General features: G+C 38.4%; 34 protein-coding genes. All 34 read right to left on the bottom strand.

The annotated features are described in order from the left end of the window. Nucleotides 1-353 precede the first annotated feature (353 nt). The 34 genes from rpsI to rpsC all read right to left on the bottom strand — a co-directional run bounded on the left by rpsI (nucleotide 354) and on the right by rpsC (nucleotide 21565). Nucleotides 354-746 carry a 30S ribosomal protein S9 gene (gene rpsI / locus I5677_RS10140; RefSeq protein WP_197661471.1) on the bottom strand — a complete coding sequence of 131 codons (393 nt, stop codon included), beginning with the start codon at nucleotides 744-746 and terminating at the stop codon, nucleotides 354-356. Nucleotides 747-774: 28 nt separating this feature from the next. Next, the gene (gene rplM / locus I5677_RS10135; protein WP_197661470.1) at nucleotides 775-1209 is read right to left on the bottom strand and encodes a 50S ribosomal protein L13; all 435 of its coding nucleotides are present in this window, start codon (nucleotides 1207-1209) and stop codon (nucleotides 775-777) included. Between the two features lie 425 nt (nucleotides 1210-1634). Then, nucleotides 1635-2144 (bottom strand): GNAT family N-acetyltransferase, encoded by a 510-nt coding sequence (locus I5677_RS10130; RefSeq protein WP_243456556.1) that lies wholly within the window; start codon nucleotides 2142-2144, stop codon nucleotides 1635-1637. Between the two features lie 208 nt (nucleotides 2145-2352). Then, on the bottom strand, nucleotides 2353-3042 hold the full coding sequence (locus I5677_RS10125; RefSeq protein WP_197661468.1) for an MgtC/SapB family protein: 690 nt from the start codon (nucleotides 3040-3042) through the stop codon (nucleotides 2353-2355). A 164-nt stretch (nucleotides 3043-3206) separates the two neighbouring features. Then, a complete protein-coding gene (truA, locus tag I5677_RS10120; RefSeq protein WP_197661467.1) occupies nucleotides 3207-3980 on the bottom strand; it encodes a tRNA pseudouridine(38-40) synthase TruA in 774 nt (257 codons plus the stop codon). A gap of 2 nt (nucleotides 3981-3982) precedes the next feature. Then, entirely contained in the window at nucleotides 3983-4792 is an 810-nt protein-coding gene (locus tag I5677_RS10115; protein ID WP_197661466.1) for an energy-coupling factor transporter transmembrane component T family protein, read from the bottom strand. Nucleotides 4793-4974: 182 nt separating this feature from the next. Continuing rightward, a complete protein-coding gene (locus I5677_RS10110) occupies nucleotides 4975-5823 on the bottom strand; it encodes an energy-coupling factor transporter ATPase (RefSeq protein ID WP_197661465.1) in 849 nt (282 codons plus the stop codon). A gap of 5 nt (nucleotides 5824-5828) precedes the next feature. Then, complete coding sequence (locus I5677_RS10105; protein ID WP_197661464.1) at nucleotides 5829-6683, bottom strand: energy-coupling factor transporter ATPase; 855 nt, start codon at nucleotides 6681-6683, stop codon at nucleotides 5829-5831. A 127-nt stretch (nucleotides 6684-6810) separates the two neighbouring features. Then, complete coding sequence (locus I5677_RS10100; RefSeq protein ID WP_197661463.1) at nucleotides 6811-7335, bottom strand: GNAT family N-acetyltransferase; 525 nt, start codon at nucleotides 7333-7335, stop codon at nucleotides 6811-6813. Between the two features lie 864 nt (nucleotides 7336-8199). Next, on the bottom strand, nucleotides 8200-8736 hold the full coding sequence (locus tag I5677_RS10095) for a bL17 family ribosomal protein (RefSeq protein ID WP_197661462.1): 537 nt from the start codon (nucleotides 8734-8736) through the stop codon (nucleotides 8200-8202). Nucleotides 8737-8783: 47 nt separating this feature from the next. Continuing rightward, entirely contained in the window at nucleotides 8784-9743 is a 960-nt protein-coding gene (locus tag I5677_RS10090) for a DNA-directed RNA polymerase subunit alpha (protein WP_197661461.1), read from the bottom strand. Between the two features lie 91 nt (nucleotides 9744-9834). After that, a complete protein-coding gene (rpsD, locus tag I5677_RS10085; RefSeq protein WP_197661460.1) occupies nucleotides 9835-10431 on the bottom strand; it encodes a 30S ribosomal protein S4 in 597 nt (198 codons plus the stop codon). A gap of 18 nt (nucleotides 10432-10449) precedes the next feature. Beyond that, nucleotides 10450-10851, bottom strand: a complete 402-nt coding sequence (gene rpsK, locus I5677_RS10080) for a 30S ribosomal protein S11 (RefSeq protein ID WP_197661459.1) — start codon at nucleotides 10849-10851, stop codon at nucleotides 10450-10452. 102 nt (nucleotides 10852-10953) lie between these two features. After that, nucleotides 10954-11322, bottom strand: a complete 369-nt coding sequence (gene rpsM, locus I5677_RS10075; protein ID WP_197661458.1) for a 30S ribosomal protein S13 — start codon at nucleotides 11320-11322, stop codon at nucleotides 10954-10956. 364 nt (nucleotides 11323-11686) lie between these two features. Then, entirely contained in the window at nucleotides 11687-11800 is a 114-nt protein-coding gene (gene rpmJ / locus I5677_RS10070; RefSeq protein ID WP_003497809.1) for a 50S ribosomal protein L36, read from the bottom strand. Between the two features lie 139 nt (nucleotides 11801-11939). Next, a complete protein-coding gene (gene infA, locus I5677_RS10065; RefSeq protein WP_184094592.1) occupies nucleotides 11940-12158 on the bottom strand; it encodes a translation initiation factor IF-1 in 219 nt (72 codons plus the stop codon). Then, complete coding sequence (locus tag I5677_RS10060; protein ID WP_197661457.1) at nucleotides 12158-12442, bottom strand: KOW domain-containing RNA-binding protein; 285 nt, start codon at nucleotides 12440-12442, stop codon at nucleotides 12158-12160. The genes infA and I5677_RS10060 overlap by 1 nt, the downstream gene beginning before the upstream one ends. Nucleotides 12443-12457: 15 nt before the next feature. Continuing rightward, nucleotides 12458-13216 carry a type I methionyl aminopeptidase gene (gene map, locus I5677_RS10055; protein WP_197661456.1) on the bottom strand — a complete coding sequence of 253 codons (759 nt, stop codon included), beginning with the start codon at nucleotides 13214-13216 and terminating at the stop codon, nucleotides 12458-12460. Between the two features lie 118 nt (nucleotides 13217-13334). Continuing rightward, entirely contained in the window at nucleotides 13335-13979 is a 645-nt protein-coding gene (locus tag I5677_RS10050; protein ID WP_197661455.1) for an adenylate kinase, read from the bottom strand. 395 nt (nucleotides 13980-14374) lie between these two features. Next, on the bottom strand, nucleotides 14375-15700 hold the full coding sequence (gene secY, locus I5677_RS10045) for a preprotein translocase subunit SecY (protein WP_197661454.1): 1326 nt from the start codon (nucleotides 15698-15700) through the stop codon (nucleotides 14375-14377). 1 nt (nucleotide 15701) lies between these two features. After that, complete coding sequence (gene rplO, locus I5677_RS10040) at nucleotides 15702-16142, bottom strand: 50S ribosomal protein L15 (protein WP_197661453.1); 441 nt, start codon at nucleotides 16140-16142, stop codon at nucleotides 15702-15704. Between the two features lie 25 nt (nucleotides 16143-16167). Next, on the bottom strand, nucleotides 16168-16350 hold the full coding sequence (rpmD, locus tag I5677_RS10035; protein ID WP_197661452.1) for a 50S ribosomal protein L30: 183 nt from the start codon (nucleotides 16348-16350) through the stop codon (nucleotides 16168-16170). A gap of 41 nt (nucleotides 16351-16391) precedes the next feature. Beyond that, entirely contained in the window at nucleotides 16392-16901 is a 510-nt protein-coding gene (gene rpsE / locus I5677_RS10030) for a 30S ribosomal protein S5 (protein WP_197661451.1), read from the bottom strand. A gap of 16 nt (nucleotides 16902-16917) precedes the next feature. Beyond that, nucleotides 16918-17286, bottom strand: a complete 369-nt coding sequence (rplR, locus tag I5677_RS10025; protein ID WP_197661450.1) for a 50S ribosomal protein L18 — start codon at nucleotides 17284-17286, stop codon at nucleotides 16918-16920. A 17-nt stretch (nucleotides 17287-17303) separates the two neighbouring features. Further along, complete coding sequence (gene rplF, locus I5677_RS10020) at nucleotides 17304-17846, bottom strand: 50S ribosomal protein L6 (RefSeq protein WP_197661449.1); 543 nt, start codon at nucleotides 17844-17846, stop codon at nucleotides 17304-17306. Nucleotides 17847-17918: 72 nt separating this feature from the next. Continuing rightward, a complete protein-coding gene (gene rpsH, locus I5677_RS10015) occupies nucleotides 17919-18320 on the bottom strand; it encodes a 30S ribosomal protein S8 (RefSeq protein ID WP_197661448.1) in 402 nt (133 codons plus the stop codon). A gap of 25 nt (nucleotides 18321-18345) precedes the next feature. Beyond that, a complete protein-coding gene (locus tag I5677_RS10010; RefSeq protein ID WP_197661447.1) occupies nucleotides 18346-18531 on the bottom strand; it encodes a type Z 30S ribosomal protein S14 in 186 nt (61 codons plus the stop codon). A gap of 15 nt (nucleotides 18532-18546) precedes the next feature. Next, nucleotides 18547-19086 (bottom strand): 50S ribosomal protein L5, encoded by a 540-nt coding sequence (rplE, locus tag I5677_RS10005; RefSeq protein ID WP_197661446.1) that lies wholly within the window; start codon nucleotides 19084-19086, stop codon nucleotides 18547-18549. 23 nt (nucleotides 19087-19109) lie between these two features. Next, entirely contained in the window at nucleotides 19110-19427 is a 318-nt protein-coding gene (rplX, locus tag I5677_RS10000; protein WP_334298795.1) for a 50S ribosomal protein L24, read from the bottom strand. Nucleotides 19428-19440: 13 nt separating this feature from the next. Then, the gene (rplN, locus tag I5677_RS09995) at nucleotides 19441-19809 is read right to left on the bottom strand and encodes a 50S ribosomal protein L14 (protein ID WP_197661479.1); all 369 of its coding nucleotides are present in this window, start codon (nucleotides 19807-19809) and stop codon (nucleotides 19441-19443) included. A 144-nt stretch (nucleotides 19810-19953) separates the two neighbouring features. Continuing rightward, nucleotides 19954-20208 (bottom strand): 30S ribosomal protein S17, encoded by a 255-nt coding sequence (gene rpsQ, locus I5677_RS09990; protein ID WP_197661445.1) that lies wholly within the window; start codon nucleotides 20206-20208, stop codon nucleotides 19954-19956. A gap of 61 nt (nucleotides 20209-20269) precedes the next feature. Then, entirely contained in the window at nucleotides 20270-20479 is a 210-nt protein-coding gene (gene rpmC, locus I5677_RS09985; RefSeq protein WP_197661478.1) for a 50S ribosomal protein L29, read from the bottom strand. Then, the gene (gene rplP / locus I5677_RS09980) at nucleotides 20469-20906 is read right to left on the bottom strand and encodes a 50S ribosomal protein L16 (protein WP_197661444.1); all 438 of its coding nucleotides are present in this window, start codon (nucleotides 20904-20906) and stop codon (nucleotides 20469-20471) included. The genes rpmC and rplP overlap by 11 nt, the downstream gene beginning before the upstream one ends. Beyond that, on the bottom strand, nucleotides 20906-21565 hold the full coding sequence (rpsC, locus tag I5677_RS09975; RefSeq protein WP_197661443.1) for a 30S ribosomal protein S3: 660 nt from the start codon (nucleotides 21563-21565) through the stop codon (nucleotides 20906-20908). Before rpsC ends, rplP begins: the two co-directional genes overlap by 1 nt. Nucleotides 21566-21569 lie beyond the last annotated feature (4 nt).

Raw genomic sequence — 21569 nt, 5'->3', positions numbered from 1 at the left:
AGTGGTAGGCTTATTAAGTGCACCCTAAAACACCTTATAGAACCTATAAACATAAAAATAGCTCTAAAACCAGTGTTGGGGCATGATTCAAATGAATCACACCCCAACACTTGACAATGAGCCATAAATAAAACCGTCAAAGGAATCCTCTGACGGTTTTTTGTTTTGTTATATTTCGAATTTATTAATCTCTAGCATATAAGATAGCCATCTCAATAATCCTAATTGATAGAAATATCTTTGTAATACTAGCTTTGATAATATCTAATATCTCTTTCATACTGTCTCCGAAGAAGCGATTACCTCTAAAGAGATGACTATTTTTAATGAGATATCTATTATCTCTGAAGATATTATCTCTTTGAGAACTGAGGTGCACGACGAGCTGCTTTTAAGCCATACTTCTTTCTTTCCTTCATTCTTGGATCTCTGGTTAAGAAACCAGCTTTCTTAAGTGCAGGACGGTAATCCGCATCTGCCTGTAATAAAGCTCTGGAGATACCATGTCTGATAGCACCTGCCTGGCCTGTAAATCCGCCACCCTTAACATTTACCAACACATCGAATTTATCCTGTGTATCGGTTACAACAAGCGGTTGACGAACGATTAACTTTAAGGTTTCTAAACCAAAAAAGTTATCCATATCTCTTTTATTTATAGTAACTTTACCTGTACCGGGTACTAAGTAAACTCTGGCAATACTGCTTTTTCTTCTTCCGGTTCCGTAATATTTTGCCTTAGCCAATGTTATTTCCTCCTTTCAACCTCTCAAATTAATATTTAATTTCTAATACTTCCGGTTTTTGAGCTGCATGAGGATGCTCTGCTCCGGCATATACGTGTAATTTCGTTAACATGGATCTTCCTAAAGGTCCCTTAGGTAACATGCCTTTCACTGCAAGCATGATAACATCGGTAGGCTTTTTCGCCATTAACTCAGCTAAAGTGGTTTCTCTCATACCACCAACATAATCTGAGTGGTTGTAATAAATCTTTTGCTGCAACTTCTTTCCTGTAACCTTGATCTTGTCAGCATTTACTACGATTACGTAATCACCTGTATCAATATGAGGTGTGTAAGTAGGTTTGTTTTTACCTCTTAATACTTTAGCAATCTCTGATGAGAGACGGCCTAATGTATGTCCTGTAGCGTCAACTACGTACCATTTCTTTTCAATTGTAGCCGGACTAGCCATAAAGCTTTTCATCGGTTTACCTCCTTATGAAAATGTATTCTCCAAAATAATTATTTTCTCATTTTATCCAGACAAATCCAGCCAGATATGCTTATTTGCCTAATCTATTTGAACTTTTTACGCTCTTAAATACCATTACCGGGGCTTTGGCTCAAGTATTCTCACGTCACGATTCATTATTATATTACATGTTGCCGGGCGTGTCAAGCATTTTCCAAAATATACAGAATACAAAATGACCTATAAATGATCTATTTAGAATGAGCTTAATCAAGGAATCCGACGTAATGTATTCATAGCTAAGGATGAACCGTTAATCTTCTAATATAATAACCATATTTAGCATAATCAATTAAAATCATCAACCAATTTATTAATAAATAAAAAGTTATGAAGCTTCAACCACTCCTGCGATTAGCTTATACCTAGATTGAGATTTATAGTGTATACTCCAACTGATAATCCCTTGGGTCACTTTCATACAGCGTCTTATTGATCTCTGCTGCCTCCAGGCATCCGATGGCAAAGTAAAACGCAATGGTATCCTCTGCGGAACCGGCACAGATATAGATCTTATCTGCTTTCTGTTGTCTTGCTTCATCAGCGCACAACCAAAACAGCTTTTTCCCAATTCCCATACTTCGGCATTCCTTCGATATAAACATCTGGTCCAGCAAAGCATACTTGTATCGCTCCCCAAATAAATTCAAATCAATTGTTGCAAAACCCAACAACCTGTTATTTGTATCAAATGCACCAAACGCCGTTCCATTGGTTCGTAGCGTTTTTCTCAGACTATCATAATGCTCTTCATATCCATTGGGCCAATCCTTTTCGAGATAATCAATAAGAACCAGCTGACGCATTCCGTTCACAAGTCTCCATGCCTTGCCAATATAATGCTCCGGATTTATTTCCTTTATTTTATCACATTCTTCTAAAACCATTCTTCTGTATGTAATCTCCATCCTTGCCTTGTATGAAATACATAAAAATAATCATACTTTCCTTTCTCTTTACTTGGTAGTCTTTCCCGTATTGTCGGTAGTCCAACATAGTTTATTCTATCCTAAAAGCCCGATTATAATAACACGATAATAAATAACCCGGTTCAAACCATGGGACTTGAACCGGATAGTAATCGTATGCTACTCTTTATATTTCTTCTGCAAATTCTACTCCTGCAATTTCACAGATCCTTGCCATGGCATCCAGTCGGATGCTTTTCTTTTTTAACCGGATGGTCATAATGGCAGCGACTGTTGCTTTTTCTCCATAGGAGGGCTTTACCATCTCAATCGCATCGATATGTGCCATTGTTTCTTTTATTGTATCAATTACCGATGTAATCGTTGTCGAATCGCTGAATTCAACATACACATCCAATACCTTAGACTTTGAGAGCATATAATTATCCAAACGATGCAATACCACCGTTGCAAATACAATCAATCCACAACCAAACACAGCAGCTTTATAAAAACCGATACCAATAGCAAGACCCATACAGGCAGTTGCCCATAGACCCGCAGCAGTTGTCAGTCCCTTAACCTGATGCCTGCCAGTAACTATGATAGTTCCGGCCCCAAGAAAACCAATTCCTGAGATTACCTGTGCTGCTATTCTAGTCGGATCACCCACTCCGAATTCCTGATATACATATTGATTCGTCATGATTGCCATAGCTGACCCAAGACAAACCAGAATATGGGTACGGAGCCCTGCCGGCCTTCCTGTTCTTCCCCGTTCAAAGCCTATGATGCCTCCAAGTAATACCGCCAAGGCCAAACGTAAAATAATCGTTGTGTCATTGAGTGCTTTTAAGTCAGTTGAAAATTCGAACAAAGAATCCACTCCTTCACATTATCATTGTTAACCATTATCAAACCCATATAGTAACGTGTTCCTATTATATTGAACCGTATTTCTATCACATAAATATCTAGTATAGAAAGCTTTCAATTATATTATAATCTTGTATAATACAATCTAAGCGACTATAGATGTTATCATTTAATATCATAATTGTTGTTAAGCAGGTTTTCCTCATCATATTCTATTTTAATCAGTGTTAGGCCCTTGGCAGGCGCCGTAGGTCCCGCCAGATTCCTGTCACAGCCTTCCAACATACCCTTAACCTTCTGAGGAGGATATGCTCCCCTTCCTACTTCAATAAGGGTTCCGGCTATAATGCGTACCATGTTATATAAAAAGCCGTTCCCTGTTACGCGAATCGTTATTATATCTTTCTTTTTTGATACTTCCAAGGAATAAATTGTCCTTACGGTATCTGTTACCTGGGTTTTCACAGAACAAAAACTTTTAAAATCATGCTCTCCCACCAGGTAAGAGGCTGCTTCCTGCATTGCCTTCACATCAAGGTCATTATAGATAAATGTCGTATACAGCCTCTCCGTCGGAAGTAAAATATTTCGATTAAGAATACAATATTCATAAGTCTTTTTACTCTTCACTCTTCTTGGATGAAATTCAAGGGGGATCTCCACAGAACTTTGCACTTTCACATCTTCCGGTAACCTTTGATTGACGGCATAACTGATTTTCTCAGAAGGTATCAGGCTATTGGTATCAAACACAGCTACATTCCCCTTCGCATGAACACCAGAATCAGTCCGGCTTGCACCTATCACTGCAACTTCCTCTTTTAAAAGCTCCGACAATGCCTTATTCAGAACAGCTTCTACGGTCAGATGTCCCGACTGAAGCTGCCAGCCACAGTAATTGGTACCATCATATGCAACTTCTAATTTAATACGTCTCATAATTATAACAATCCTTCCAGTATGCGAACCGTAATCAAGATTGCAATATATAGTAACAGAATAAGATATGCCACATAATCCCGACCATGGTAGCGAAGCGGTTTCATCTTCGTTCTTCCTTCTCCGCCCCGATAACATCTGGCTTCCATTGCCATAGCCAAATCATTAGCTCTTCGGAAAGCTGATACAAATAAAGGTACCAATAAAGGTATTAAACTCTTCGCCCGCTTAAGGATACCTCCACTTTCAAAATCAGCGCCTCTTGCCATCTGAGCTTTCATAATCTTATCCGTCTCTTCCAATAGAATAGGAATGAAACGAAGGGCTATGGACATCATCATGGCTATCTCATGCACGGGAACCTTAATATGCCTGAGGGGCCATAAAAGCTTTTCCAGACCATCTGTTAATTGATTAGGCGTTGTTGTAAAGGTCATCAGGGAAGAACCAAGAATTAAGAACATAAGCCTTATACCCATGAACGCAGCAAACCGCAGACCTTCTCTGGTTATTTTTAAGAAACCCAGCTTAAAAATAGGATCTCCAGGCGTTAAAAACAGGTTAAATGTAACCGTAAATAAAAGTATAACCACTACCGCCTTTAATCCCCTGGCTATAAAACGGAACGGAACCTTGGAAACTTTGATTACGGAAACCAGGAATAGAGTTACTGCTATATAACCATAAAAGGTATTAAACGTAAACAAAGAGATTATGAATAAAAATGTTCCCACCAATTTAAGCCTCGGGTCAAGGCGATGGATCACGGAGTTTGCAGGATAATATTGTCCAATTGTTATATCTCGTATCATAATATACTCACTTTCCCGGTCTTAAAAATATATCTTAACTATCTCAGATTTTATATCATGTTTCTTTTTTTCATAATGATGAACTTATATCGATTGTATTAGTAAAAAGATTATGAAACAATGATAGAAAGCCGACTCACATTCGCTTAATATCGGATGATAATCACATATTCCTGTTATCTTTATTTCTTCAATTCTTTTAAAATTTCTAATTTCGCTTCATTGACCGTCGTTATATCGGTCGCCACGTGAAAACCTTCTTGTTTTAATGCATTCATAATATAAGTTACCTGGGGCGCAGCCAGATGCATCTGTTCCAGTTCTTTATAACGAGAAAATACCGTTTTTGTCGGCTCATCCATAACTAAGCTACCCTGATTCATTACAAGGATTCTATCCACATAATTCGCTACATCCTCCATACTATGAGTTACTAAGATTATGGTCATACCACTTTCTTTATGAAGCACGGATATCTGCTCCAGAATATCATCCCGACCTCTGGGATCTAAACCGGCAGTGGGCTCATCTAAGATAAGAACCTCCGGTTTCATAGCCAATATTCCCGCAATCGCAACCCGCCTTTTCTGACCTCCGGATAGCTCAAAAGGTGAAGCATCCCAAAGTTCTTCACCAATCCCAACCATTTTAAGAGCCTCATAGGTACGAACTTCAGCCTCAAGTTTATCCAGTCCAAGGTTTTTCGGTCCATAATTGACATCCTTAAACACACTGGTTTCAAACAGCTGATGCTCCGGATATTGAAACACCAGTCCAACCTTGCTTCTAAGCTCCCGAAGCTTATAATCCTGGTCATAGATATCCAGTCCATTAAAATAGATATGGCCGCTCGTTGCTTTTATCAAGCCGTTCATATGTTGAATTAAGGTGGACTTACCTGAACCGGTATGACCTATCAAACCAACAAATTCACCTTTATGAATTGTTAAATTGATATCCTTAATGGCATGACGCTCGAACGCAGTGCCGCTACTGTATACATAATTTATCTTATCAAATATAATCTGCATTTTTATCACCTGCTTAATTGATTTAATGCGGTTACAAATTCCTCCACGGACAAGATCCCCTCCGGCAGATTAAGTCCTGCTTTTGTTAGCTCATATGCTAACTCTGTCACCTGTGGAACATCTAGACGATAGCTTTTTACTTCATCCACCCTTGAAAAAATTTCTTTCGGGGTGCCCTGCATAACTACATGACCTTCATTCATTACAATCACTCTGTCTGCATAAATTACTTCATCCATATGATGAGTGATAAGTAAGACAGTAACCTTTTCTTTCTTATTTAATGTTCTCACGGTAGAGATTACTTCTTTTCTTCCGTCTGGATCAAGCATGGCAGTAGGCTCATCAAGAACGATACACGCCGGTTTCATTGCCATGATACCTGCTATGGCAACTCTTTGCTTTTGCCCACCGGAAAGCTTATTCGGGGAATGGGTACGATATTCCAGCATCCCGACAGCCTCCAAGCTTTTTTCTACCCGCTCCCAGATTTCCTTTGAGGGAATTCCCAGATTCTCTGGTCCAAAACCTACATCTTCCTCCACTACCGTAGCAATAATCTGATTATCCGGATTCTGAAATACCATGCCTGCAGTCTGCCTTATATCCCAAAGGTTTTTATCATCCTTGGTATCCATCCCGTTTACCCATACTATTCCTTCTGTAGGATAAAGGATTGCATTGATATGTTTGGCAAGGGTGGACTTCCCTGAGCCGTTTGCACCTAAAATAGCGACAAAATCACCTTTTTTAACATCAATCGTTACACCATCAATAGCCCGGTTAATGGATTCAACATTCCCGTCTTCGTCACGCCTGATATATTCAAATGCCAGATCTTCTACTTTAATCATTTCCATACCAAATCCTCTTCCCATATGATTTAAACATAATCATAGTAATTGATATCAATCTATTATCTTTATTGGTTTAATTTTCATTTCCAATAATTTATAAGTACTATTTTCGTAATATACTTTAATATACTTACTTTTTATCTAAGAATAAGTCTTTTGTCAATTCATAATCAACCGCTGTCTGGTACTCTCCCATCTGGTCTTTCCAAGCATTTTCCCTAATTCCTATCTTTTGAAACCCAATCTTTTCATATACATGCTGGGCTCTTTTATTATTCAGATTCGTATCTAATAGAATCTTTATGTAATTCCTCTCATGAAATAAGTAACGAATGAGCATCATTAAGTATCTGGTTCCTAAACCTTTCTCTTGCTGCGAGGCTTCACATATTTTTATCCCTATTTCGGCAATTTGCTTTTCTACTGTGCGATAACTCATCTCGCCAATTAAAGTCCTATTATATTCTAAAATCAGCCTACGATTAAATTCCGTGTCCTGACTTATTTTCATTATTATCTCTTCTGTGGTAGTTCCAAGTCCTTTTGGAAATCCTGCGTGTGCCATGACACTACCATCATTCCACCATCTGCATAGGGTAGCTGCATCTTTCGTTTGAGCTACTCTAATTACCAATCCGTTCTCTTCTAAGTACATCCCAAACCTCCCTATGGACGATTTTCAGCCCTCCAACGTCAGAAATAAGGATTTAATTATTTACTTTCGTCCAAAAGCCATTAATAAAGCTTATACGCATCTCCTAACTAAAAAGCTTTTCAGAAACCTCTTTTAATAAGGGTGGATTACCATATTATATAATAAGATAAATATTCTTCAAAACAAAAGAAAACTCATAATGTATCATATACTGTAATTCCTATTATTACAAGTAGATTTCTTAAACTTTTGATATATCAACATAGTATATATACTATATTTCAAAGCACAACACTACCATTTGCTTGTAGCTTGCAAAAGCATCTTGAAGTTTGTTTATAGATAATTATTATATGCATAAGTATATCCCATTTTTGTGAGGCTGTATATGTTTTTTACAATGAACCTCTGGTTCGTTTAAATCAGGCCAACCAAGGGTGTTTATATTTCGTTTAAGACTCGGATAAAAATGCTGGTCCAATGGCCAGCATTTTTATCTTTGAGGCTTATAAGAAACATCCCGAAAGTTGGGAAAGGCCACATTACGAATATATAAACATAAGCGTATTCATAATATATATCCCATGTGACTGGTGTGCTATATAATTTTTACAACGAACCTCTAGTTCGTTAAGATCAGGCCAACCGAGGGGCTTATACTTTTTTAAGACACATTGATGATGCTGTTCCAATGGACATCATTATCATACGCTCTATGGCTTGTAAAAAGTATCGCGATGGTTGGTAAAGGCAAATAAGAATTATATAATATATCAGACACATGTACATGAATAATAATACCCGGTTTGTAAAAAGAGGACGTCACTTATAAAAGCTACGTCCCCTTGTTGTTACTATTGTGATTTACACTAATTCAATTAATACTTCCATAGCTGCATCGCCCTTACGTGGTCCGATTTTTACGATTCTGGTATAACCACCATTGCGGTTTGCATACTTGGGTGCAATCTCATCGAATAACTTATCGGATAAGTTGATGGATTTTGTATTTCTTTTCTTACCTGCATTTTCAGTGGGTACTTCCGTAACTGAGTAAAGAACCTTCATCATCTGCTTTCTAGCATGAAGACGACTAGCGCTGTCTTTTTTGATGGTTTTTTCTACGTTATCAAAAACAGTAACTTTCTTGCCATCAACAACTTCCTTTACTCTTTTACCGTCTTTATCTTTACGAGCAACTTTCGTCGTTACCGTAACGGTCTGGAAATTATCTTTTTCCTTAACAGCAAGTGCAATCATGCCTTCAGCTATTCTGCGAATTTCCTTTGCTTTGGCTTCAGTTGTAACAATTTTACCGTTGTATAATAAATTTGTCACCTGGTTTCTCAGCAAAGCCTTTCTCTGGCTCGCAGTTCTTCCAAGCTTTCTATAACCTGCCATTTCATTCCCTCCTTTGAATCATTCTGCTTTAAAGCTCATGAAATCTATTAGTCATCGCTTTGGTTCAGTGATAAACCAAGCTCCTTTAATTTTGCCAGAACTTCCTCTAAAGACTTACGTCCAAGATTTCTTACTTTCATCATATCTTCTGCCGTCTTGTTGGTAAGCTCTTCTACGGTATTGATACCGGCTCTCTTTAAGCAATTATAAGAACGAACAGATAATTCTAATTCGTCTATGTTCATCTCAAGTACCTTTTCTTTTTCATTATCCTCTTTTTCAACCATAATTTCTGCGGTCTTTGCATTTTCAGATAAATCAATAAAGGAATTCAGATGTTCACTTAGAACCTTTGCCGCTAAGCTAACAGCCTCATCCGGTACAAGCGTTCCATTCGTGTATACATCCAGTGTGAGTTTATCAAAATCAGTGATTTGACCTACACGGGTATTTTCAACGGAAAGGTTGACACGTTCAACCGGAGTATAGATGGAGTCAATCGGAATTACACCGATTGGCAGATCATCATTTTTATTCTTATCTGCACTGACATAGCCTCTACCGTTGGTAATAGTCAGTTCCATATATAATCTGCTATCCGGACCACCGCATAAGGTTGCAATCACTTGATCAGGATTGAGTATCTCGATATCCGGGTCAGCCTGTATATCCCCTGCTGTCACTACTACTTCACCTTCAGCCTCAATATATGCGGTCTTTGGTTCGTTCGTATCGCTTGTGTTCTTGATTGCTAAGCTTTTAATGTTCATGATAACTTCAGTTACATCTTCCTTAACTCCGGGAACAACGCTAAATTCATGAACAACACCGTCAATCTTAATTTGACTTACAGCAGAACCGGGTAAAGATGAAAGCATGATTCTTCTGAGTGAATTCCCCAGAGTTGTACCATAACCTCTCTCCAGTGGTTCTACCACAAAACGTCCAAACTTCTTATCTTCGGAAATTTCTGCAATCTCTATTTTGGGTTTTTCAAAATCAAACACAACAGGACCCTCCTTCTGGGTATTTTGAGTTGGATATTCATGTTAACAGAAAATAAGTTATGCCGATTTTCTATTAAACAAAATAATTTAATTATTTGGAATACAACTCGACAATTAATACTTCGTTAACCGGAACATCAATCTGGTCTCTTGTAGGAATTTCCTTGACAACACCTGTATGCGCTTCATGATTTGCTTCAAGCCATGCAGGTACAGTTCTTCCGTCAGTTACCTCAAAGATATCCTTATATCTCTGTGTATTTTTAAATTTTTCTTTAATTTCAATTGTATCACCGGCTTTTAATGTGTAGGATGGAATGTTCACACATCTGCCGTTAACTAATACATGCTTATGATCTACGATCTGTCTTGCTTCTTTTCTGGTTCTACCATAGCCCATACGGAACATTACATTGTCAAGTCTAAGCTCTAACAGAGTCATCAGGTTTTCACCTGCTGTACCATTCTTCATCTTCTGCGCTCTTGCGAATAAGTTTCTGAAAGGTTTCTCTAACATACCATAGATAAATTTAGCTTTTTGCTTTTCTCTTAATTGTAAACCATATTCACTGGTCTTTTTCCCAGCTCTAGAAAATGCTCTGTTAGATTTCTTATCGATACCTAAATAAGCAGGCTCCAGACCAAGGGATCTACATTTCTTTAAAACTGGACTCATATCTCTAGCCATTGTTCTCTATACCTCCTATCAGACTCTTCTGCGTTTTGGCGGACGACAACCGTTATGAGGAACCGGTGTTACATCCCTGATACTTGTTACTTCAATTCCGCATGCTTGAAGCGCACGAATTGCTGCTTCCCTGCCTGAACCGGGGCCCTTAACCATAACTTCAACGGATTTCAATCCATGAACAAGTGCTGCTTTTGCTGCTGTCTCAGCTGCCATCTGCGCTGCGTAAGGAGTTGATTTTCTTGAACCTCTGAAGCCTAATCCACCGGCACTAGCCCAAGAAAGAGCATTTCCTTCTGCATCTGTCAGCGTAACAATTGTATTGTTAAAAGATGACTGAATGTGTGCCTGTCCACGATCGACGTTCTTTTTCACACGCTTCTTTGTCACTTTTTTTGCTGCTGCTATTTTCTTAGCCATTTAACAAACCCTCCTATTGGATTTAATTACTCATTGTCCGAATAAATATATCCGAACATAGTCTTATTCTTCTTATTATTATTTGTTGCGGTTCAATACTAATTACTTCTTCTTGTTAGCAACGGTTCTTCTTGGACCTTTTCTTGTTCTTGCATTGGTCTTAGTTTTCTGACCACGAACCGGAAGTCCTTTTCTATGACGGATACCTCTATAGCATCCGATTTCCTGTAATCTCTTAATATTAAGAGCGATTTCTCTTCTGAGATCACCTTCAACTTGTTGGGTCTCATCAATTACATCACGAATTCTGCCCACTTCTTCATCTGTTAAATCTCTGACACGGGTGTCAGGATTAACATTTGCCGCAGCAAGAATACGATTCGCACTTACTCTACCGATACCATAAATGTAAGTAAGTCCGATTTCAACACGTTTCTCTCTTGGTAAATCTACACCACTGATACGAGCCATGTGCTCAATACACCTCCAAAAATTTTATTGTTTTTGATAATTCCGTAATGACAAACCAGCCGAGCGTGTCATTACGACAGCCGCTTTAAATTGTAACAAACAAGACAATCAACAAGTTTGCTAAGTTCCGTGATGACGGCACGGTTCTTAAGATAGAAGCAATCCCTTAAACTCACTTGAAACCAAACGATACCTTAAGTTCGTTGATGTAACTTTTTAAAGTCGCTCAAGTGGTACATCTGGGTCGCTTTATCCACAATATCACAATGTTCTGCTGTGATTAGCAGATGATTGTAACACAAAAAGCAAGAACTAGATTATATGAAACAACAGTGGGCCTATGCGGCAACCGATCTATTGTAAATTAGCCTTGTCTTTGTTTGTGTTTAGGGTTTTCACAGATCACTCTGATACTACCCTTTCTTTTAATGATTTTGCATTTCTCACAAATTGGTTTCACTGATGACCTTACTTTCACAGTAATTCACCCCTTTCAAAAAAGTCCGTTTACTATTATATCACCGCAGAAATATAATAGCAAGCACTATTTTTAAGAATAGTTTTTAACACGAATTGCATAGCAATCCATATATCATGTATTCATGTAATTTGATTAATTATTTGTCACGCCAGATAATTCTACCTTTGGTTAAATCATATGGGGATAACTCTAAAGTTACCTTATCACCGGGTACTATCTTAATAAAGTTCATACGAAGCTTTCCACTGATATGTGCCAGCACTCTATGTCCGTTTTCCAGTTCTACCTGAAACATTGCATTCGGTAACTTCTCTATTACAGTACCTTCGATTTCAACAACATCGGTCTTTGACATTACTCAACCTCCTTACTTGAATTTACATTTTGCATCAATTTAATACCTCTTTTTATTTCTTCGTTTTTTACTGTTTTACTGTTTACTTTATCAACCAGATCCTGGTTTATATAAGAAAACATCTCCACATGTTTCTTTTTTTTCTTTTTCGGTCGGTCAATCATTCTAAACTTGCCGTCCACTAAATATACATATTCATTCTCTATATGAAATATTACATAGCATTTGCCCGAGTCTCTTCCGGCCTTGGATAAGACAAAAGCCCCGATTATAAAATCTTTCATATTCTGCACCAAATCTTATGCCTTAAGTATTGTTAACAGCTCCGGTTCGTTGTCTGTGATAAGAACTGTATTTTCATAATGTGCTGACAATGATCCGTCTGCTGTAACTACTGTCCAATCGTCCTCTGCCCAATATACATCATATCGTCCGGCATTTATCATGGGTTCTATCGCTAAGGTCATACCGACCTCCAGCTTCGGTCCCCTTCGCTTTTGCTTGAAATTTGGTATCTGCGGTTCTTCATGAAGATTTCTACCGATTCCATGTCCCACCAAATCTCTAACTACAGAAAAACCATAGCTTTCCACATAATTTTGTATAGCCTCTGATATCTCATGTAAATGATTACCGGCTTTTGCAAATTTAATACCTTTATAGAAACTTTGCTGTGTCACATCGATTAACTGCTTCGCTTCTTTGGTTATCTCTCCTACCGGTAACGTTCGTGCCGCATCAGAGTGAAATCCTTCATATATAACTCCACAGTCCAAGCTGACAATATCTCCTTCACGAAGAATTCTCTTCTTGCTTGGGATTCCATGTACCACTTCCTGATTGATGGAAATACAAACAGATGCCGGGTATCCGTTATAATTAAGGAAAGAAGGAATACAACCATAGCTTTTGATAATCTCATAACACTTTTTATCTATTTCAAGTGTAGTAATACCCGGGCGGACAAGATCTGTAAGTTCTTCATGTACTTTTGCCAGAATACGTCCTGCTTCCCGCATTAATTCGATTTCTTTCTCTGACTTGATACTAATTGACATCTTACATACACACCTTTCCATTCCCGTTAACTATGTGAGACAAGATGAATTTATGGTAAATACATAATTCCCTTGTCTTATATAAAAAGAATCCATCTTTATTCTACGCTGTTACTGCTTAAGCTTCTACTATATTAACGATATCAGCAAATACATCATCCATATGTCTGGTTCCGTCTACGGATTTTAAAACGCCCTTATTCTGATAATAATCAATCAGAGGCTGGGTCTGCTCATGATATACCTTAAGACGTTTTTCTACTGTCTCCGGTTTATCATCCTCACGTAAGATCAGTTCTCCACCGCATACATCACAAATACCTTCTTTTTTGGGAGGTATGGTAACTACATGATAGGTACCTCCGCAGTTTACACAGGCTCTTCTTCCTGCCATTCTGCTGATAATATTGGAGTCGGGAACATCTACATCAATGGCAAATTCAATCGCATCATTATGCTTAGCTAATGCTTCATCAAGTGCCTTTGCCTGAGGAATTGTTCTCGGAAATCCATCAAGGACATAGCCCTTCTCGCAATCCGGGTTTTTAAAACGGTCCACAACTAAATCAACTACCAGCTCATCCGGAACCAAAAGTCCCTGATCCATATAAACCTTAGCTTTCTTTCCAAGCTCTGTCTGTTCTTTAATATTAGCACGGAAGATATCTCCGGTAGAAATATGCGGTATACCATATTTTGCTGCCAATCTTTTTGCCTGTGTACCTTTACCAGCACCGGGCGCTCCTAACATAATAACCTTCATGAAACGTTTACCTCCTGTTAAAGCTTAGTATACTTCTTTAAAGTTTGCAAAATCCCGCTGTGATTTTACAGCGGAAACCATACTATCTATCGTTTATAAACTTGCATTTATTGCTTTTACATCTGTCTACTAAAATAAGACAGAAAATTCCCTTTGCCGGATTATAGATCGGAAATTGGAAAACGGACATTTCCTTGATTTACGGGAGCATCATTGGTTTCCAAAGCGGAATTTCCTGCGGATCTATGCACCTGTTAACAGCTCCCTTCTACAAAGTAGGGAGTGTTGGTGCAAGAGTAGCTGGATATTTCGTGTGGAAATAATGATGCGACCTTAAACGCAACCTATATTCCGTTTTACAATTTCCGTCATATAACCTAGCATCGGAATTCTATTTAGTCATTCAAAAACCCTTTATAATGACGAACTAACAACTGAGATTCAATTTGCTTGATTGTTTCGATGATAACACCAACCACGATGATGATGGATGTTCCACCAAAAGTCACATTTGCACCAAATGCACCTGAAAAGAATATAGGTATAATAGAAACTATGGACAGACCGATCGCTCCTATAAATATTATATTATTAAGTACTTTGGTTAAATACTCGCTCGTCGGCTTACCTGGACGAATACCCGGTATAAATCCACCGTTTTTCTTCATATTATTTGCTACTTCAATTGGATTAAAAGTAATTGATGTGTAGAAATAAGCAAAAAAGAAAATCAATCCAATGTAAATTAATAATCCAAGAGAATATTTAAATTCTCCCCATCCTTGTGTTATCTTTAACCATTCCTGCTGACTTAACACTTTAAGTACCTTAGGCCAAAAATAGGCTCTTGCCGGATATACGCCAAAGAATGAGGAAATAACACCTGGGAAGGATAATAAAGAACCTGCAAAAATTACAGGAATAACACCTGCAGTATTTACCTTAAGAGGAATATGGGAGGTTTGTCCACCCACCATCTTTCTACCTTGAACCTTCTTTGCATACTGTACGGGTATTCTTCTCTGTCCATCCTGCAATACAAGTACAAACACTATGGTTACCAGTACTACTGCGAAGATAAGAATAGCAGAACCCGCCGCTCTGACAAAGGATTGACCTATTACGAATTTCTGGAACAGGTTAATAAAATCATTAGGCATGGTGGATACGATGTTTACTAAAAGGATAATAGAAATACCGTTTCCTACACCATTCTGCGTAATTCTTTCACCTAACCACATAAGAAATGCGGACCCAGCTGTAAAGGATGCAACGATAAGGATCACATTGGTAAATGTTAATCCACCTTTTAATGCACCTTGGGTACCAAATCCGATCGCCATGGCTGCTGATTCAACGACTGCTAAACCAACCGTCAGATAACGGGTGATTTCATTCATTTTCTTACGTCCATCTTCACCTTCTTTTTGAAGCTCTTCCAGTTTTGGAATCGCAATCGTTAAAAGCTGAACGATAATGGATGCCGTAATGTATGGAGAGATACTTAAAGCAAAAATTGACATTCTGGTTAAGGATCCACCGGTCAAGCTATTAAAAAAGCCCAGATTCTGATTGTTAAACCATGCATCTGTAACATCCCTGCTGATAGCAGGAGCTGGGAGCAAGGTTCCCAGCCTTACTACAAGTAGTGCTATGAAAGTGTAAATAAGTTTCGTCCTAATATCTTTTACCTTAAAAGCATTTCGGAGTGTTTTAAACATATTAGATCACCTCAGCATTTCCACCAAGAGCTTGAATTTTTTCAGCTGCGCTAGCACTGAATGCATTAACCTTGACATCAAGCTTCTTAGTAAGTTCTCCATTTCCAAGAATCTTCACACCATCTCTTGGGTTCTTTATGATTCCTGCCTCTATTAATGAATTAACTGTTACTGTAGCACCATCATCAAATCTATTTAATACATCTACATTAATTGCAACAATTTCCTTCGTGTTTCTGTTATTGAAACCACGCTTCGGAATTCTTCTGTATAATGGCATCTGGCCACCTTCAAAACCAACTCTCGGAGCTCCGGAACGAGCCTTCTGACCTTTATGGCCTTTACCGGCAGTTTTTCCGTTTCCTGAACCATGTCCACGGCCTCTTCTGAAATTCTTACTCTGCTTTGAACCGTCTGACGGTCTTAACTCTGATAGATTCATCTATGTGCACCTCCTTTTTTAGTAATTATATTTCTTCAACCTTTACTAAGTGTTTCACCTGTGCAATCATTCCTCTTACAGCAGCATTGTCGGGCATCTCTACGGTTTTGTGAAGTTTCTTTAAACCAAGAGCCTCTACGGTTGCTCTGTGTTTGGGAATGGCGCCGATTGTAGATTTAATTAAAGTTATTTTCAATTTATCTGCCATTTTGACACCTCCATTTTCGAAAATTTGTGCTCCGGCAGTTGTTATTTCAACAACTGCTCTACGGGAATACCACGAAGCTTAGCTACTTCCTCAGGGGTCTTCAACTGGCTTAATCCCTCAATTGTAGCAAGAACTACGTTCTGCTTATTGTTGGAACCAAGTGATTTGGTACGGATATTCTTAAATCCAGCAAGTTCAAGCACATTACGTGCAGGACCTCCTGCAATAACACCGGTACCCTCTGGTGAACGCTTCAGTAAAACGGTAGCACTACCGAATTTACCGATAAAGTCGTGTGGCACACTGCCGTTTTCATCAAGTGGCAGACTGATTAATTTCTTAATCGCATCTTCTTTTCCTTTACGAATAGCCTCAGGAATTTCAGTTGCTTTACCTAAGCCTGCTCCTACGTGTCCGTTCCTGTCACCAACAACGACTAATGCTGTAAATCTGAAATTACGTCCACCCTTTACAACCTTAGTTACACGCTTGATTGATACTACTTTATCTTCTAATTCCATTTGACTGGTATCAACGATTGTACGTTTCATGTGTTCTCCTCCTTGCCTAGAATTCCAGACCAGCCTCGCGGGCTGCATCTGCTAACGCTTTCACTTTTCCTTGATATATAAAGCCACCTCTATCAAAGACAACAGTCTTTATACCTTTTTCCAATGCTTTCTTTGCAATTACAGTACCTAAGTATGCTGCTGCTGCCACATCGTTGGTTTTTTGAAGTTCAGCCTTAACATCCTTCTCTAAAGTGGAGGCTGCTACTAACGTATTTCCTACTGTATCATCAATCACCTGTGCATACATGTGATTATTACTTCTAAATACAGCTAAACGCGGTCTCTCGGGAGTACCCATGAAACGGTTACGGATTTTCTTATGCTTTTTCACACGAATATCAGATCTTGATTCTTTCTTTACCATTTGATTTCACTCCTCCCTTATTTCTTACCGGTCTTACCAACTTTACGTCTAATCACTTCATCAGCATACTTAATTCCCTTGCCCTTATAAGGCTCAGGAGCTCTTTTACCTCTGATTTCAGCGGCGTATTGGCCAACCTTTTCTTTATCGATACCTTTAACTATAACCTTGTTCTGTCCTTCTAATACTGACTCAATTCCTTCCGGATCAGTCATTACAACCGGATGGGAATAACCCAGTGTTAAAGTTAATTCTTTACCTGCTTTTGCTGCTCTGTAACCAACACCGTTGATTTCCAGAGTTTTTTGATAACCTTCAGTAACACCGGTAACCATGTTAGCAATCAATGTTCTTGTAAGTCCATGTAAAGATTTCATTTTCTTTAAATCGTTTGGTCTGGTAACAACTACTTCCGCACCTTCAACCTTAATTAACATTTCTGCAGGTAACACTCTTTCCAGTGTTCCCTTCGGACCCTTAACGGTCACTTTATTATTTTCTGCTACAGCTACAGTTACGCCTGCAGGTATAGCGATAGGCATTCTTCCTATACGTGACATGCCCGCACCTCCTAATTTCTATAAGTAAATTCCTACTATATCTCTATCTGTAATCGATGTTATTAAAGCACCTTACCAAACGAATGCAAGAACCTCTCCGCCTACGTTTAAATCTCTAGCTTCTCTATCGGTAATAACACCCTTGTTTGTTGAAATAATTGCAACACCTAAGCCTCCAAGAACCTTAGGCAACTGATCCTTATTCGCATATACACGAAGTCCCGGTTTGGAAATTCTCTTAAGTCCGGTAATAATCTTAACGTTTTTATCTTTTCCATATTTTAATGTAATATGGATTGTTTTGAAGCTTCCAACTTCTTCTATTTCATATTTCTTGATATAACCTTCCTTTAAAAGGATGTCAGCAATAGCAACTTTCATCTTAGAAGCAGGTACATCTACTGTATCATGTTTCGCAGTATTTGCATTACGAATTCTTGTAAGCATATCTGCAATGGGATCGCTCATTGTCATTTCATTTGCCTCCTTTCTAAATCTCTTACCAGCTTGCCTTCTTAACGCCTGGTATCTGTCCTTTGTACGCTAATTCACGAAAACAAATTCTGCAGATTCCGTATTTTCTTAAATATGCATGCGGACGGCCACAAATTCTGCAACGGTTATATTCTCTAGTGGAGAATTTCTGCGCACGTTGTTGCTTTATCTTCATTGACGTTTTAGCCATGGAAATCCCTCCTAACTATTTTCTAAATGGCATACCAAATTGTGTTAACAGTTCCCTAGCCTCTTCGTCTGTCTCAGCAGTGGTAACGAAGATGATATCCATACCTCTTACTTTATCCACCTTATCATACTCGATTTCAGGGAAGATTAATTGTTCCTTAATACCAAGTGAGTAATTTCCTCTACCGTCAAATGCATTTGGGTTAACACCTCTAAAGTCACGAACGCGAGGTAATGCTAAGTTAATTAAACGATCGGCAAATTCATACATCTTTTCGCCTCTTAAGGTCACCTTACATCCGATTGCCATTCCTTCTCTGATTTTGAAGTTAGCAACGGATTTCTTTGCTTTCGTGATAACCGGTTTCTGACCTGCAATAATCTCCATATCTTTAACTGCAGTCTCTAAAACCTTGGCATTATCCTTTGCTTCACCAACACCCATGTTGATGACAATTTTATGAAGCTTCGGCACTTGCATTGTGTTCTTATATCCGAACTTTTTAGTCATGCCGGGTACTATTTCATTTAAATATTGATCTTTTAATCTAGCCAACTTAAATGTTCCTCCTCTCTAAATTAGTCAATAACATCGCCTGTTGACTTAGCGAAACGTACTTTCTTGGTTCCCTTCTTATCTTCAACAACTTTGAAGCCTACTCTTGTAGGGGTACCCTTATGAACGTACATAACGTTGGAAGCATCAATCGGCGCTTCTTGATGGACAATACCACCCTTAGGATTTTGCTGGTTTGCTTTGCTGTGCTTGGAAACCATGTTAATGCCTTCAACAAAAAGTTTACCATCCTTTACAGCAATAACCTTTCCTTCTTTTCCTTTATCTTTTCCGGTAATAACCTTTACGGTATCACCCTTCTTAATTTTCATCGTTGCCACAGTCGACACCTCCTTATAATACTTCTGGTGCTAAAGAAACGATTTTCATGAATTGTTTCTCTCTTAATTCTCTCGCTACCGGTCCAAAGATACGGGTACCTTTTGGATTCTTGTCTTCCTTTATAATTACGGCAGCATTCTCATCAAATCTAATATATGAACCATCCTTACGACGAGCTCCCTTAACGGTACGTACAACAACAGCTTTAACTACGTCACCTTTTTTAACAACACCACCTGGTGTTGCATCTTTAACCGAAGCAACGATGATATCACCTATATTAGCATATCTTCTGGTTGATCCGCCTAATACTCTGATACAAAGTAATTCCTTTGCGCCAGTATTATCGGCAACTCTTAGTCTTGATTCAGCTTGTATCATGATAATACTCCTTTCAGTTTCATTCACAAAGAATTCAGATATCAAACTTTAAGAAACTTTTTATCAAATTTTAACCTTCGGTTATAAACTCTGATACATCCTATTCTTAAGATTTTTATGTCTTATTGAATTCTTTTACTGAGATTACTTCGCTTTTTCAATAATCTCCACAAGTCTCCATCTTTTATCTTTGGATAACGGTCTTGTTTCCATTACTTTTACACGATCGCCGATGTTGCACTCATTTTTTTCATCATGTGCTTTCAGCTTATAAGTTCTTTTAACGATCTTACCGTATAATGGATGCTTTACATTGTCCAATACAGCAACAACGATTGTCTTATCCATTTTATCGCTTACTACTTTGCCGATACGAACTTTTCTTAAATTTCTTTCCACAACGATACTCCTTTCTCTGACCCTAGGCCATTACTATAAAGTTAGACCTAACGATCCCTTACTATTTAGAAGCCTTTGAAAGTTCAGAGATAACTGTCTGAATTCTAGCAATATTTTTTCTAACTTCCTTAATTCTGCTTGTATTATCCAACTGATTGGTTGCGTTTTGGAACCTAAGGTTAAAGAGTTCCTTCTTAGCAGCTACTAATTCTTCGTTTAACTCTGTAGCTGATTTTGTTTTTAAATCTTCTACATATTTATTAATTTTCACTGTTTTCACCGCCTTCTAAGTCTGCACGGGAAACTATTTTGCATTTCACCGGTAATTTATGCATAGCAAGACGCAATGCTTCTCTTGCTATATCTTCAGGAATTCCTGCGATTTCAAACATTACACGTCCCGGCTTAACAACAGCTACCCAATACTCTAATGAACCCTTACCGGAACCCATACGAGTTTCTGCCGGTTTGGTTGTTACTGGTTTATCAGGAAATATCTTAATCCATACCTTACCGCCACGCTTTGTAAAACGTGTCATAGCGATACGGGCTGCTTCTATCTGATTTGATTTCACCCAACAAGGTTCTGTAGCCACAAGGCCATAATCACCATATGCAAGGGTATTGCCTCTCATAGCTTTTCCGGTCATAGTTCCACGGAACTGCTTACGGCGTTTTACTCTTTTAGGCATTAACATTACTTATCGCTCCCTTCCTTTTTGTTTCCTTTTGTAGGAAGTACTTCACCATGGTAGATCCAAACCTTAACACCCAACTTACCATATGTGGTATCTGCCTCAGCAAAACCATAATCGATGTTAGCACGTAAGGTCTGCAACGGGATTGTTCCCTCGCTGTAAAACTCAGTACGAGCCATATCAGCACCGCCAAGACGACCGGCAACAGCAGTTTTAATACCTTTAGCTCCTGCCTTCATGGTTCTTGACATAGTTGATTTCATAGCTCTTCTGAATGAAATACGATTTTCAAGCTGTGTAGCAATGCTTTCAGCAACTAACTGTGCATCTACATCCGGCTTTTTCACTTCTTTAATTTCCAGATTTAATTTCTTGGAAGAAAACTTCTGGATTTCTTCTTTTAATTTCTCTATCTCCGATCCTGCTCTACCGATAACTACACCCGGTTTTGCAGTGAAGATTATTATTTTCAAGCGATCTGATGCTCTTTCGATCTCAATCTTAGATACACCTGCGCTGTATAACTTTTTCTTCAGATATGTTCTGATCTTATAATCTTCCACAAGATTATCAGCAAAATCCGCTTCAGCATACCATCTAGAGTCCCAATCATTAATAATTCCGACTCTTAAGCCATGAGGATTAACCTTTTGTCCCATTATT

This window comes from Mobilitalea sibirica, from assembly GCF_015999265.1.
GTDB lineage: Bacteria > Bacillota > Clostridia > Lachnospirales > Lachnospiraceae > Mobilitalea > Mobilitalea sibirica.
Note: the sequence above shows the minus strand (reverse complement) of the source record. Positions and strands in the feature narration are given on the sequence as shown.

Excerpts from the sequence above, each read along its gene's own strand:
- rpsH (WP_197661448.1), bottom strand. The coding sequence starts at position 18,320 with ATGACAATGAGCGATCCCATTGCAGATATGCTTACAAGAATTCGTAAT.
- I5677_RS10115 (WP_197661466.1), bottom strand. The coding sequence starts at position 4,792 with ATGATACGAGATATAACAATTGGACAATATTATCCTGCAAACTCCGTG.
- rplO (WP_197661453.1), bottom strand. The coding sequence starts at position 16,142 with ATGAATCTATCAGAGTTAAGACCGTCAGACGGTTCAAAGCAGAGTAAG.
- rpsE (WP_197661451.1), bottom strand. The coding sequence starts at position 16,901 with ATGAAACGTACAATCGTTGATACCAGTCAAATGGAATTAGAAGATAAA.
- truA (WP_197661467.1), bottom strand. The coding sequence starts at position 3,980 with ATGAGACGTATTAAATTAGAAGTTGCATATGATGGTACCAATTACTGT.
- I5677_RS10095 (WP_197661462.1), bottom strand. The coding sequence starts at position 8,736 with ATGGCAGGTTATAGAAAGCTTGGAAGAACTGCGAGCCAGAGAAAGGCT.
- rplN (WP_197661479.1), bottom strand. The coding sequence starts at position 19,809 with ATGATACAAGCTGAATCAAGACTAAGAGTTGCCGATAATACTGGCGCA.
- rplF (WP_197661449.1), bottom strand. The coding sequence starts at position 17,846 with ATGTCACGTATAGGAAGAATGCCTATCGCTATACCTGCAGGCGTAACT.
- I5677_RS10100 (WP_197661463.1), bottom strand. The coding sequence starts at position 7,335 with ATGTACTTAGAAGAGAACGGATTGGTAATTAGAGTAGCTCAAACGAAA.
- rplP (WP_197661444.1), bottom strand. The coding sequence starts at position 20,906 with ATGTTAATGCCTAAAAGAGTAAAACGCCGTAAGCAGTTCCGTGGAACT.
- I5677_RS10060 (WP_197661457.1), bottom strand. The coding sequence starts at position 12,442 with ATGAAAGATTTTATAATCGGGGCTTTTGTCTTATCCAAGGCCGGAAGA.
- rplR (WP_197661450.1), bottom strand. The coding sequence starts at position 17,286 with ATGGTAAAGAAAGAATCAAGATCTGATATTCGTGTGAAAAAGCATAAG.
- rplM (WP_197661470.1), bottom strand. The coding sequence starts at position 1,209 with ATGAAAAGCTTTATGGCTAGTCCGGCTACAATTGAAAAGAAATGGTAC.
- I5677_RS10130 (WP_243456556.1), bottom strand. The coding sequence starts at position 2,144 with ATGGTTTTAGAAGAATGTGATAAAATAAAGGAAATAAATCCGGAGCAT.
- rpsK (WP_197661459.1), bottom strand. The coding sequence starts at position 10,851 with ATGGCTAAGAAAATAGCAGCAGCAAAAAAAGTGACAAAGAAGCGTGTG.
- I5677_RS10050 (WP_197661455.1), bottom strand. The coding sequence starts at position 13,979 with ATGAAGGTTATTATGTTAGGAGCGCCCGGTGCTGGTAAAGGTACACAG.
- I5677_RS10105 (WP_197661464.1), bottom strand. The coding sequence starts at position 6,683 with ATGGAAATGATTAAAGTAGAAGATCTGGCATTTGAATATATCAGGCGT.
- I5677_RS10110 (WP_197661465.1), bottom strand. The coding sequence starts at position 5,823 with ATGCAGATTATATTTGATAAGATAAATTATGTATACAGTAGCGGCACT.
- rpsD (WP_197661460.1), bottom strand. The coding sequence starts at position 10,431 with ATGGCTAGAGATATGAGTCCAGTTTTAAAGAAATGTAGATCCCTTGGT.
- I5677_RS10010 (WP_197661447.1), bottom strand. The coding sequence starts at position 18,531 with ATGGCTAAAACGTCAATGAAGATAAAGCAACAACGTGCGCAGAAATTC.
- infA (WP_184094592.1), bottom strand. The coding sequence starts at position 12,158 with ATGTCAAAGACCGATGTTGTTGAAATCGAAGGTACTGTAATAGAGAAG.
- secY (WP_197661454.1), bottom strand. The coding sequence starts at position 15,700 with ATGTTTAAAACACTCCGAAATGCTTTTAAGGTAAAAGATATTAGGACG.
- rpsM (WP_197661458.1), bottom strand. The coding sequence starts at position 11,322 with ATGGCTCGTATCAGTGGTGTAGATTTACCAAGAGAGAAACGTGTTGAA.
- map (WP_197661456.1), bottom strand. The coding sequence starts at position 13,216 with ATGTCAATTAGTATCAAGTCAGAGAAAGAAATCGAATTAATGCGGGAA.
- rpmD (WP_197661452.1), bottom strand. The coding sequence starts at position 16,350 with ATGGCAGATAAATTGAAAATAACTTTAATTAAATCTACAATCGGCGCC.
- rpsC (WP_197661443.1), bottom strand. The coding sequence starts at position 21,565 with ATGGGACAAAAGGTTAATCCTCATGGCTTAAGAGTCGGAATTATTAAT.